Origin of the sequence: Flagellatimonas centrodinii, from assembly GCF_016918765.2 — a bacterium.
Lineage (GTDB): Bacteria > Pseudomonadota > Gammaproteobacteria > Nevskiales > Nevskiaceae > Polycyclovorans > Polycyclovorans centrodinii.
This window is the reverse complement of record NZ_CP092104.1, coordinates 2209671-2222332: the sequence shown is the minus strand read 5'-3', so window position 1 is coordinate 2222332 and position 12662 is coordinate 2209671. Positions and strand designations below refer to the sequence as shown.

General features: G+C 66.1%; 8 protein-coding genes. 4 read left to right on the top strand and 4 right to left on the bottom strand.

Features of this window, described 5'->3' with window-relative positions; all coding sequences use genetic code 11:
• The first annotated feature begins 10 nt into the window (after positions 1 to 10).
• Positions 11 to 685 carry a TetR/AcrR family transcriptional regulator gene (locus tag JN531_RS10405; RefSeq protein WP_228348800.1) on the top strand — a complete coding sequence of 225 codons (675 nt, stop codon included), beginning with the start codon at positions 11 to 13 and terminating at the stop codon, positions 683 to 685.
• Here the strand turns inward: JN531_RS10405 and JN531_RS10400 are convergent.
• From JN531_RS10400 to JN531_RS10385, 4 genes are read right to left on the bottom strand one after another with little or no spacing between them, the layout of a single operon-like run.
• Complete coding sequence (locus tag JN531_RS10400; protein WP_228348799.1) at positions 667 to 1152, bottom strand: chemotaxis protein CheW; 486 nt, start codon at positions 1150 to 1152, stop codon at positions 667 to 669. The two genes, JN531_RS10405 and JN531_RS10400, sit on opposite strands and share 19 nt — an antisense overlap.
• Positions 1149 to 7193: a hybrid sensor histidine kinase/response regulator gene (locus tag JN531_RS10395; protein ID WP_228348798.1), complete on the bottom strand. Its 6045-nt coding sequence runs from the start codon at positions 7191 to 7193 to the stop codon at positions 1149 to 1151. The genes JN531_RS10400 and JN531_RS10395 overlap by 4 nt, the downstream gene beginning before the upstream one ends.
• A 10-nt stretch (positions 7194 to 7203) precedes the next feature.
• Complete coding sequence (locus JN531_RS10390; RefSeq protein WP_228348797.1) at positions 7204 to 7752, bottom strand: chemotaxis protein CheW; 549 nt, start codon at positions 7750 to 7752, stop codon at positions 7204 to 7206.
• Positions 7753 to 7761: 9 nt separating this feature from the next.
• Positions 7762 to 8115 (bottom strand): response regulator, encoded by a 354-nt coding sequence (locus JN531_RS10385; protein WP_228349990.1) that lies wholly within the window; start codon positions 8113 to 8115, stop codon positions 7762 to 7764.
• Between the two features lie 179 nt (positions 8116 to 8294).
• Between JN531_RS10385 and gshA the strand changes: the two genes are divergently transcribed.
• From gshA to JN531_RS10370, 3 genes are read left to right on the top strand one after another with little or no spacing between them, the layout of a single operon-like run.
• Positions 8295 to 9608 carry a glutamate--cysteine ligase gene (gene gshA, locus JN531_RS10380; RefSeq protein WP_228348796.1) on the top strand — a complete coding sequence of 438 codons (1314 nt, stop codon included), beginning with the start codon at positions 8295 to 8297 and terminating at the stop codon, positions 9606 to 9608.
• 58 nt (positions 9609 to 9666) lie between these two features.
• Positions 9667 to 10998, top strand: a complete 1332-nt coding sequence (locus tag JN531_RS10375) for a sodium-dependent transporter (RefSeq protein ID WP_228348795.1) — start codon at positions 9667 to 9669, stop codon at positions 10996 to 10998.
• A gap of 14 nt (positions 10999 to 11012) precedes the next feature.
• The gene (locus tag JN531_RS10370) at positions 11013 to 12662 is read left to right on the top strand and encodes an alanine/glycine:cation symporter family protein (protein WP_228348794.1); all 1650 of its coding nucleotides are present in this window, start codon (positions 11013 to 11015) and stop codon (positions 12660 to 12662) included.

Below are 12662 nucleotides of genomic sequence, written 5' to 3'. Positions count from 1 at the left end.
TCAGGTTGCATTGAAAACCGCTGCCAAACGCCCACGCCAAACCGAGCGCGCCAACCCGGCGGCGGAGCCACGCCGTGGTCGCCCCAAGGATCCGGAGAAGCGAACCGCGATCCTCCGTGCCGCCACTCGGTTGTTCGCCTCGCGCGGCTATGCAGGCAGCAGCATGGAAGCCATTGCGCAGGCAGCGGGTGTCTCAAAACTGACGCTGTACTCGCACTTCACCGCCAAGGACGCGCTGTTCTCCGAGGCGGTGGTGCAGGCCTGTGAGGAACATGCGCCGCCCGCGTATTTCGACCCCGCCAGCGCCCTGCCCCTGCGCGAACGGCTGCGTCGAATCGGCCTCGGGTTCATCGATCTGGTGATGGAGCCGGAGGTCATCAGTGTCTATCGGATGATGGCCGCACAGGCGCGCAGCTCGGACAAGCTCGGTCGACTGTTCTTTACCGCCGGCCCGCAACGCACCATCGATCAGTTCGCGCGACTACTGGACGCCGCAGTCGCCGCCGGCGAGCTCGATGTCGAAGACAGCCAAGCGGCGGCAGGTCATTTCTTCTGTCTGCTGAAAGGCGTCTGCCACTTGCAGGTGTTAATGGCATGCCGACCCGCACCCAAACATGCCGAGCGGGTGGCACAGGTTGAGAATGCGGTGACGGTATTCCTGCGGGCCTACTCGCCGCGCGGCTGAGCTGCGGCCTCCGGCGACCACGCCGCCAACTTCCGTTCGACCGCCTCGAGGTCCGGCACCATGGCTTCCTGGCTGGCGATCCGCACGCGAGCCAACAGCATGTCGTCGTGATCGTCCGCCTTCAGCGACAGGGGCGCCATGGCCGCGCGATTGAGCGTGACGAGATGCGGGTATCCCTGGGCAAGGATGGCAAATCGCGCCGGTGCCCAGTGACGGCCGACGCTCTGCACCACCACCACCCGGCTGCGACGCGACCCGAGCCCCTCTGCCGCACCGTTGAGACCTTCCAGCCGCACCACGGGCAGTGATCGCCCCTGCCAGGTGAGGGCACCCAACAACCAGTCCGGCGCCTGTGGCACGACGTCCACCGCCTCGCGCGACACCACTTCAAGCACGGCACTGTTGGGCAGAAGGGCGGTGTCGCCCTCGAGCGCGATCAGCACGGCGTGGAGCTGTTCGTCGCTCATGCGCCGCGATCCTTGAGCACATCCTGGAGTTCAGTCATCAGCTGCTCTTCCTGGTAGGGCTTGATGAGATAGCGATCGACCCCGATGTCCTGCGCTCGCGCCCGGTGTTTTTCACCGGAACGGGAGGTGATCATGATGATCGGCACGTTGCGAATGCGCTCGCTGTTGCGGATGAATGTCGCCACCTCGAAACCATCGGCACGTGGCATTTCGATATCGAGAAGAATCGCCACCGGTGCCAGCGTCTGTAGCTGGGCCATGGCATCGAGACCATCCTTGGCGGTGGCCACCCGGTAGCCATTGCGGCCGAGCAGACGTTCGGTGACACGACGGATGGTGATGGAGTCATCGACCACCAGCACCAGCGGACGCAGATCGACATCCTGCGATTGCAACACTTGCGCCACCCGAGCCCGTCGCGCCCGCGCCTGCACCAATGCCGGGGCATCGAGAATCAGCACCACCCGCCCATCGGCGAGGATGGTCGCACTGCTGATGCCGTTGACGGAGCTGACCAGCGGCCCCACAGCCTTGGAGACGATTTCACGGTTGCCGAGCAGTTGATCCACCACCATCGCGGTGTGCCGCGCCTCGGCCCCCGGCCCCTCGGGCGTGCGAATCAACACGGCATGGACGGTCCGGCTGGCCTCCCGGTTGGGCCGGGCCATACCCAGGTAGTCACCGAGATACCGAACGCGATACGCCTGACCGCCGTATAGGTAAGGCGTGCCGCCTTCCCGCAGATGGTTGTCGAGTGCTTCCGAGGCGATGCGGACAATCCCTTCGATGCTGCCCAACGGGAGCGCGTAGAGCTCGCCGCTCACCCCGACCATCAACGCTTGCGAAATGGCCAGGGTCAGGGGCAGTCGGACCTGGAATCGGGCTCCGGCGCCCGGACGCGCCTCCACGGCCAAGGTGCCACCGAGCTGTTTGACCTCTGAGGCAACCACATCCATGCCGATCCCACGTCCGGCGTCCTGTGTCAGCTCTCGTGCGGTCGAGAAGCCCGGTTCAAAAATGAACGCAGTGAGATCATCGCCGGTAACCACAGCCTCGGCATGCATCAGCCCGCGGCGAATCGCGGTCTCGCGGATGGCGTCATGATCAAGACCACGGCCGTCGTCGGACAGGTCGAGCAGCAGCTGACTGCCTTCACGCTGCAGGCGGATGCGGACCGTCCCCAGCGCCGGCTTGCCCACGGCCTCACGTTGTTCGGGCGCCTCGATTCCGTGAACCACGGCATTGCGAAGCAGATGTTCCAGTGGCGCCGTCATGCGTTCAAGCACGTTGCGATCCAGTTCCGCCTCATCCCCCTCGACAATCAGGGTGACCTGCTTGCCGGTTTCCTGTGCGGCATTGCGCACCACCCGCTCAAGGCGTGTGATCTGGCGGCCGAAGGGCACCATCAAGGTCCCCATCAGGTGTTGCTGCACCTCGGTGCTGATGCGCCCCTGCTGCAGCAGCAGTGACTCGCTCTCGGAGACCAGTCCATCCATGCTGTCGTGCAACGCGCCGAGGTCACCCACCGACTCCGACAGCGCGCGCGACAGCTCCTGCATGCGCGTGTACCGGTCCATCTCCAGGGGATCGAAGTCGCCGGCGTAGCGATCCTGCTCGGGTGCCGTGTCGACCAGGCCGCGGGCGTTGATCTGAGCATCGGTCTCGGCGCCGAGCTCACGCAACTGGTCACGCATGCGGCCGATCGCCTGCACCATTTCCGACAACTGCATGCCGAGTCCGGCAACCTGCTCTTCCAGCCGTGATCGATAGATCGAGATCTCGCCGACCTCATTGAGCATGCCGTCTAGCCGTTCCACCGGCACACGGGCGGTTTCGCGCCGCAGGGCAGCAAGACCGGACTGCTCGTCTTCCGGGTGCCAGAACAGCAGCGGGTCCCAGGTGCCGGGGTTGGCCACCGGGCTTGCGACGATGGTATCCGGCGCGGGTGCTGGTTCGACGACCTCCGGAGCCGCGGTCGGGATTGGAGCCGGCGCTTCAACAGCGGCGGTCCGGCTGACCGGCGCGCGCAGACTGTCGAGCTGGGCATGGAGCTGCTCGACATCGCCCGAAACCGTCTGCAACAAGGTCTCGGTAGCCGCCATGTCCGGCAGATCATCGAGGGCTTCGAGTCGTGTTTCGAGGCCGTGCGCGAGGTCCCCCATTTCTCGCCAACCGGACATTCGCGCACCGCCCTTGAGCGTATGCAAGGCACGTTGAACGTCGCGACGCGGCGCACTTTCGTGGGGCTGCTGGCGCCAGCGCGCCATGGCCGCATCGATGCTTTCCATCAGCTCTGCGGCTTCCGCTGCGAAGATGTCCAGCAGCTCGGTATCAGCAACCTCGGACGCCTTCATCACCCGAGGCGCCGGCGTTGGCGTTGGCGCCAGGTCTGGAGATGGCGGGGGTGACGACATCGCCGTTAGCGGCTTGACCATCGGCAGCGCCTGCAGAAGATCAGCGTCCGCCATCACCGATTCGGTGTCGACCACATCACCGGCTGCCAGCGCATCGAGGACGCCATGCAGTTGATCCGTCACCAGGCTCAGGCGCGCAAACACCGACGCAGGTACGGCCTGTCCCTGAAGCTCGATGAGCTGTGATTCCAGGTGGTGGGCGATGGCGCCGAGGTCGGTCAGCCCGGCGACACGCGCACTGCCTTTCAGCGTGTGCAGGATGCGCTTGACCTCGGCCATGTTCTCGGCACTCGAGGGTTCGCGTGCCCAACGCTGGGCGACGGTGTCGAGGGCTTCCAGTAGCTCCCGTGCCTCGCCAATGAAGATCTCCTGGAGTTCGGCGTCAAAGGCGGCCTCGCGGTCAACCTCGGCGGCAGTCTCGACGTCGTCTGCACCGTCACTGGCGGTGGTCGACGCGTCGGATTCGGCCGACCGCACCGGCTCCACGATCTCGCCCCCGCCCTCGTCTGCCTCAGCGGCGATCAATCCGGCGGGTTCCACCAGGTCATCGAAGCTGGAGGACACATCGACGGAGTCCTCAGGCGGGGCGGGCACCGGGGCCGGTGGCGCCTCGGCGCCCTCAATGTCGGGCAACGTCGGCGGCGCCGGTGCCACTGCCGTGTCGGACGTGGGATTGAGGGCAGCCGGCTGCAGCGGCTCTGGTTCCCCGAGCGGCCGTTCAGCCAACACGTCGAGCCTCTCAATCTGCGCCATCAATACCGGCGCTTCGGCCGTCAGCTGACCGTCGCGGAATGCATCCAGCTGCTGATAGAAGCCCTCGACGATGCCCTTGAGATCTCCGAAAAAGCGGTCACCGGGAAGCGATGCCGCCGGCCGTTGGCGCAGCCGCTCCATCAGGGCGCGCGTCAGGGCGGCGAATGTTGCGGCCTTGGCCATGTCGGCAGCACCGGCGAGGGTGTGCAGCTGCTTGTCGATGGTCTCGGCCGGGCCGTTGCGGTCCGGCGCCTGGGCCCAGGCCGCGACCTGCTCTTCGAGTCGATTGACCAGGGTGAGCGCTTCCATCGAGAAGATGTCGGCCAACTCGCGATCAGCGGCGCTGACGGTGGCCGCGGCAGGCAGGGCATCCTGCAATGCGCGCATACGCTCGAGCCAATCAGCTGGATCCTGCTGGGCAGCAGCGGCGGTCCCGGCTTCGCCGACCCAGGTCTGCAAGACCGGCAGCAGCTCGATCAGCAGGCCATGCGAAGCGTCATCAGGAACCAGCTCGGCGCCTTTGAGCGCTCCCAGCCAGCTCTCGGCAACCGTGCTGATTTCCGCGATCGCCGGCACCCCGGCGACTGACGCCGACCCTCGCAGGGTGTGGAAGGCCCTCACCACGTCTTCGGGCACCTGGGCATAGCGTGCACCATCGAGCCACTGCTGCACGGCATCCAGCTTCTCGACCGCATCGTCACGGAACACCGTGACGGTTTCGGTTTCCAGCCGCTCATTGCCATCGGCGAGGTGGCGAGCGTCCGCAATCAGCGCTTCCAGCAATGCCGGGGGCGGCTGATCGGTGCGGAAGCGCTCGATCAGATCCGGCAACATCACTTGCGCGCGTTCAACAAGGTCGATGATCGAGGGCGATATCTCCAGCGCGCCATCGAGACATTGATTGAGCAAGTGCTCGACCGCCCAGCCGAATTCGCCGATCCAGGCGGCACCGGCCATGCGGCCGGACCCCTTGAGCGTGTGGAAGGCCCGCCGGATGGTGACGAGGGTATCGCCGGTATCCGGCTGCCTGCCCCAACGGGCGGCGGCGGCGGCGAGTGTCGCGCTGACCTCCTCGGCCTCTTCCAGGAAGATGTCGCGAATCTCGGGATCGGCGGCATCGGCCAGCGGTGCGGCGGGCGTCACCGGCGCCGGAGTCGCCACCGGCGCTGCGACCGGCTCCGTCGCTCCCGACGGCGCCAGCGCGGTAACGAACCGGTTGAAGTCTTCGAGCCGCGCGGTGACGTCGTGGAGATCATCCCGCAAGGCTTCGAGCAGAAGATCGAGGGCTGTCACAGCATCGGCAAATCGATCCACCAGCAGCGGTTGCCGTTGCAACTGCTGCAGCGTATCCGGCTCGAGCATGGCGGTGAGCGGGGCCATCAGCCCGACCGCACGCGCGGCGCCGAGCACATCAAGCGCGGCGGTCACTTCATGCAGCAGCCGCAGAGCATCGCTGCGCGACGACAGCTCCGGGTCTCGCATGAGCCCGTCGAACAGGTTCTTGAATCGCGCCAGATCGATCAGCGATTCGCGCAGCAGCGCTCGACGCCCGCGACGCAGGTCTTCTCCATGCGGGATCCGCTCCTCGTTGGCAGCCTCCTCGCCGGGGCGATGACTGGCGTGCAGCTGCCGAAACAGGGCTTGGTCAAGGCTGTGCTCGCAGCGCAGCAAGGCAGTCGCCAGCTCCATCCACGGGCCGTCCTCAGGCGATTCCGGCAGCGCCTCCAGCGCAGCCGCCTGGTTGTTCATGGCCAGGGCCAGGGTGGTCAGGCCGAGCGTGGAAAGGGTCGACCCCAGGCGCCGCAGGCGCTTCGCGACCGCGGGGTGCTCGCCAAACTGCTGCGTCCGCACCATCAGGTCGACCGCATCCTCGACATCGCGAAAATCGTTGTGCAGTTCTTCGGCGACACGGTTGAGCAGGGCGGTATTGGGGCCGTGCAAGCGCGAGCGAAGTTCCTGCAGCTGCGCATCCGGCGGCAGGAACGCCGCCAGCCGGAACGCGCGCCGCAGCACCTGGACCCGAGGGCCTTGTGCCCGCGAACGACCGATGAAGAACAGCAATTGCAGTGACAGGTTGCCGACCTGGGCCTGCGCCGCCGACTCGCCGGCGGCGGCCAACAGCTTCAGTTGCTGGCCACAGGCGCCCATCAGCCGTTTGAGCTCGATGGCGTCATCCATACCCTGCCCAAGCAGTGCCTCGATCACTGCTGCGAATACCCGCCACAACTGATGTAACGCCGGTTCGCGGGTGGACACGGCAATCTGTTCGGCCACCCGCCCCATCCGGCCAAGGCCAACGTCAGCATCGACCTGCCCTTTGACGTGCGCCAGCAGCGCTGCCTGGAACAGCGGCAACAGCTTGCGGGCCTGAAGTTGCGCCAGGGACTCGCCGGTCGACGCCGGCGGCGTAAACGGAAGGCTCAGACCGCTCGCCGCCATCTGGGCGACAAACAGGACCGACTCGGTCGCCAGCGGCTGGCCGGCCGCGAGGCGGAGTTCGTTGATCAGGGGCTGCAGCACCAGCACGCAGTCATCACGGCCGCCGCTCACCACCTCCACATAGTCGCCAAGTTGCACGCAACCGCCGAGTAGCGCCGACGCGGCCGCTTCGATGTCGCCCGCACGGCCATTTCGCAGGTGATCGAGCGTGGTGCACATCGCCTCCAACGCAAGCGCCAGCCCCGGGAACTGCAAGACACCGGCAATCTGCCGCAGCTCGCCGAGTTCGGTCGCAGCCGGGTCGAGGACTTCGATCGGCTTGTCCTGATCGGCGAACTGTTCGATCGCCTTGCGTACCCGCCCGAGGCCGGCCTCGAACTCGGCGCAGGCGCGCAGCAGACTGGTCGCGGGGACGACAGCCGGGATGGCGCTCATGTCAGCCTCCTCACCAGCCGGCCTGACGGAAGGTGTCGGTCCGCACCAACTTGTGCAGACTGATCACGCGCCAGAGCCGGTCATCGCGGCGGAACCCGCCGAGCTCCAGGGGCTGCAGGGCTTCGTTGTCGGCGGCAGACAGTCTCACCTGATCCTGCGGCAGGAACTGGCGATAACCGGCTACCTCGTCCACCACAAAGCCCACCGGCAAACGCTCGGCGTTCAGCACCAGCACACGTTGAGCACGACCCGCTGTCGCGGGGGGGCCACCGAGTACCTGTTGCAGATCAACCAGCGTCAACAGCCCCCCACGGACGTTGGCGACACCGAGCACCCAGGCGCGGGCATTGGGGATTCGGGTACGCGCCGGTGGCGGCACCACTTCGCGGACTTCGTCGCGCGGCACCAGCAACCAGTCGCTACCGAGGCGGAACCCGAGGCCGGTCCAGTCTTCAGCCTGCCCGGCGGCAACATCAAGGCGCGCCGAGCGCACCTGGCCGTCGAGCCGCAGCAACAGCTCGAAGGGATCCTCACGCCACGCTCTGAGTTCAGCGGTCATCTGCCGCCATCAACCGTCGACATGGGCCCGCACGGCGCCGATCAGCTCGTCGCGCGTGAACGGCTTGGTGAGGTATTCGTCGGAGCCGACGATGCGGCCGCGGGCGCGATCAAAAATGCCGTCCTTGGACGACAGCATGATCACCGGGGTCTTGGCGTAGCGGGGGTTGCCCTTGATCAGCGCACAAGCCTGGTAGCCGTCGAGACGCGGCATCATGATATCGATGAAGATCAGGTCCGGCGGCGCATCGGCAATCCGGGCCAAGGCTTCGAAACCATCCTGGGCGGTGACCACCGTAAAGCCTTCGCGCGTGAGCAGGGTCTCTGCGGTGCGGCGGATGGTCTGGCTGTCGTCAACCACCATCACCCGTGCCCTGGGCTGCGTTGCATCTCCCACGTGGAAGACCTCCCGAAACCATCGTTATTGGATGCCGGCTTTGTAACACACTCCATGCGGCCGCTCTATCCGCGCGATCGGACCCCGGCGGGGCTGAATCGCTACACTGCCACCTGACCCTTTCCCTACCGGCCGCGAGACGTCTCATGCAAAACCCCGTGCCCCGACTGGCGACTGCCCACACCGGACCGCTGCTGTCACTGGAGACCCGCCTGCTAGAGCGCACAGCGGACATCGAGGCCTGGTTCCGTCGTCAATGGGTGGAGACGCCTCCGCCGTTCTATTCCTCGGTGGACCTGCGCAATGCCGGCTACAAGTTGGCGCCGGTGGATACCAATCTGTTTCCGGGTGGCTTCAACAACCTCAATGCGACCTTCGAACCACTCTGTGTGCAGGCCCTGAAGACCGCCCTGTTGCGCGTTTGCCCCAGCGCCCAGGGCCTGATTCTGGTGCCGGAGAACCACACCCGAAACAAGTTCTACATGGAGAACGTGGCAACCCTGTTCAGCCTGATCCAGAAGGCGGGCTACCGGGTTCATCTCGGCTCGCTGCTGCCGGACCTCAGCGAGCCGCGCGAGATCACGCTGGAACTGTCCGGGCGCAAGCTGCTGCTGGAACCGCTGGTGCGCGACGGCGACCAGGTCCGGGTGGGCGACTTCACCCCCTGCGCGGTACTGCTGAACAACGATCTCTCGGCGGGCGTACCGCCGATCCTGCAGAACCTGCGGCAGGACGTCCTGCCGCCGGTCGGTCTCGGCTGGCATGCGCGCAAGAAGTCACAGCATTTCGGCTTCTACCGCGAAACCGCCCGCGAGCTGGCGGCCGTGCTCGACATCGACCCGTGGTTGATCGACCCGATGTTCCGCAATTGTGGGCAGATCAACTTCATGAAACGTGAAGGCGAGGAATGTCTGGTCAGCAACGTCGAGCTGATGCTCAACGACCTCCGTGCCAAGTACCGTGAATACGAGATTCCGCATGAGCCCTTCGTCATCATCAAGTCCGATGCCGGCACCTACGGCATGGGCGTAATGACCGCGCGGTCGGCCGACGATGTGCGGGAGATGAACCGCCGTGCGCGCTCGCACATGGCGAGCGCCAAGGACGGCAGCGATGTCACCGGTGCCATCATCCAGGAGGGGGTTCCGACCTTCGAGCGGGTCGGCGCCGAGCAGGCCGCAGCCGAACCGGTGGTCTACATGATCGACCAGTTCGTCGTCGGCGGTTTCTACCGCCTCAACAGTCAGCGCGGCAATGACGAGAACCTCAACGCGCCGGGCATGCGCTTCGAACAGCTGGCCTTCGACGAGTGCTGCGGCCACCCGGATCTTGCGGCAGCGCCGGACGCCCAGCCCAACCGCTTCTATGCCTATGGCGTGATCGCCCGCCTCGCCGCTCTGGCAGCGGCGCGCGAGGTGACGGCGGTGACCTCGATGTCCGCCACGGCTGCAGCGGCCTGAGCCACCGCGGCGCCACCCGCGTCACGGGACCGCTCACCACCGGGAGGACGAACAGCAGATGACCGTTCGCGAGCATTGGGGAAGCCGTTTCGGTTTCGTGATGGCTGCCGCCGGTTCTGCGGTGGGTCTGGGCAACATCTGGCGGTTCCCCTACGTCACCGGCGATAACGGCGGTGGCGCGTTCCTGGTGATCTACCTTGCCATCGTGCTCGGTTTCGGCCTGTCACTGCTAATGGCGGAGATGCTGTTGGGCCGGACAGCACAGCGCAATCCGGTCGGCGCGTTCCGACAACTCGGCGGCCGGGCATGGCCACTGGTGGGCTACCTCGGGGTGCTGACCGGCTTCGTGATCCTGTCCTTCTACATCGTGGTCGCCGGCTGGACTCTGGCCTATATCGGTCAGATGGCGAGAGGCCTGCTGCACAGCCGCGACCCAGATGTGCTGGGCGCAGCATTCGGACAGTTCGTCGCCGACCCCTGGCAGCCACTGCTCTATGCCGCGGTCTTCATGGCACTTGTGGCGTGGGTGGTCACCGGCGGGATCAGCCGCGGCATTGAACGTGCCAACCGGTGGCTGATGCCGATCCTGTTCGTGCTGTTGCTGGTACTCGTGCTGCGTGCACTGACCCTCCCCGGCGCCGGCGCCGGCCTGGCGTTCTACCTCACCCCCGACTGGTCGCGGGTAAACGCAGGCACTTATTTTGCTGCGATTTCACAAGTGTTCTTCTCCTTCTCTATTGGCATGGGCACGATGCTCACCTACGGCTCCTACCTGTCGTCCCGCGAAAACCTGCCGCGGGCAGCCCTCACCGTGGGCGTGCTGGACTGCCTCGCTGCGTTTCTGTCCGGGCTGATGGTGTTGCCGGCCGTGTTCGCCTTCGGCTTTTCCCCAAGTGCCGGCCCCGGTCTGACCTTCATCACCCTCCCCGCCGTGTTCGCGGCACTGCCGGGCGGCGACCTCTTCGGCGTGTTGTTCTTTACGCTGCTGGCGATTGCCGCGCTGACTTCGGCAGTGTCGATTCTTGAACCCCTGGTCTCCTACTTCATCGACGAACACGAGGTATCGCGGGCGCGCGTGGTGGCCGTGGCCTCCGTCGTCTGCTTCCTGCTGGCCGTTCCGGCGTCGTTGTCATTCGGCCCCTGGTCAGACATCACCGTCTTCGGGATGACCTGGTTCGACCTGATGGATTTCCTCGCCAACAATCTGATGCTGCCGGTCGGCGGCCTGATGACGGCCCTGTTCGTCGGCTGGGCCTGGGGGCGCCCAGCCCTGAAGGCGCTATCCAATGACGGTGACCTGCCTCAACCCTGGGCCGGCGTCTGGCTCTGGGTGTTGCGGGTGGTGGCGCCGATCGCCATCGTCTGGATTCTGGTCACCAACCTTTCCTGAACCCGGACCCCCTCATGGATGCTTTCTTTTCGCTGCTGTCGGCCATCAACGCCGTCGTGCTGTCGGTACCGGTGCTGCTGACCCTGCTCGGGGTCGGCATCCTGTTCACGCTGTGGAGTGGCTTTTGCCAGTATCGGTCGCTGACCCACGGCATCCGGCTGGTCACCGGGCGTGGCGCACGTGCCGGCGAGGGGGACGGGGTGCTGTCCCATTTTCAGGCGCTGTCGGCTGCATTGTCGGCCACGGTCGGGCTGGGCAACATTGGTGGCGTCGCCATCGCCGTGAGCCTGGGCGGCCCGGGCGCGGTGTTCTGGATGTGGATGGTGGGCCTGGCCGGGATGGCCATCAAGAGCACCGAAGTCACGCTGTCGATGCTCTATCGCGACACCTCGAATCCTGACCAACCGCATGGCGGCCCGATGGTGGTCGCCCGCGACGGCCTGTCGAAACTGCCCGGCATGGCACGCTGGGGCGGGTTGATCGGCGCGGCATTCTGTCTGCCGTTGATTCTGTTCGGTATCACCGGCGGCAACATGTTCCAGGCCTGGAACGTCGCCGAACTGTCCCGGGCCTACTTCGGGGTGCCGCCCTGGGTCAGCGGCGTGATCATGGCGGTGGTGGTGGGCGCGGTCATTCTCGGCGGCATCCGCCGCATCGGCCGCATCACCGGCACCCTGGTGCCGCTGATGTGCGGCGTCTATCTGGTCGCTGCCATTGCCGTCCTGGTGGCCGAGCGCGAGCAGTTGCCGGGTCTGCTCCGCCTGATCTTCACCAGCGCCTTCCAGCCGACCGAGGCCGGTGGCGCCTTCCTCGGCGCTGCCACCGGCACCGCCTTTATCTTCGGGATGAAACGGGCATTGTTCTCGTCGGAGGCAGGTCTCGGTTCGGCGCCGATCGCCCACGCGGCGGTGAAAACCCCGGAGCCGGTGACCGAGGGGATCGTCGCCGGCCTGGAACCGTTCATCGATACGCTGGTGGTGTGCACGCTGACTGCCCTGGTGATTCTGGTCAGCGGTGTCTGGAACCGGGGCCCGGAAGCCCAGTGGGCCACGCCGCCGACGCTGATCAGCACGCCCTCCGGTCAGTGGATACCGGACCGCACATCCTTGCCGGAGGGCGCCGTCCGTCTCGGCGCCGGCGACCCGGTGTTTCTGGTGGTCGCCGATGGCGAGGGCCAACGGGCCCGGCTGTTCGGTCAAGTGTCCGCTGACGGAGGCGCGATCGACTGGCGCCCGATGTCCGCGGCACAGGCACCACAGGTAGCTGAGCCAGGGCTTTTCGCCGACTATCCTGCCGCCACCCTCACCGCCAGGGCCTTCGACACTGCCCGACCCGGACTCGGGCGCTGGATGGTGGTGATCACGGTATGGCTGTTTGCCATTTCCACGATGATCACCTGGAGCTACTACAGCGAGCAGGGCGTCATCTATCTTGCCGGCGCCGGTGCTGTGCGGCCGTTCCGCATGCTCTGGTGCCTGCTGATTCTGGTCACCTGTCTGGGGTTCATCCGCACCGATGTTGAGCTCGATACCCTCAGCACCATCGCGCTCGGCTTCATGCTGATCATCAACCTGCCGATGATGGTGGCGCTGGGCCCGGTCGCGATGCGCGCGTACAAGGATTACTGCAGGCGCCTGGGGGCGCCCGCAGATGACCGACAATGA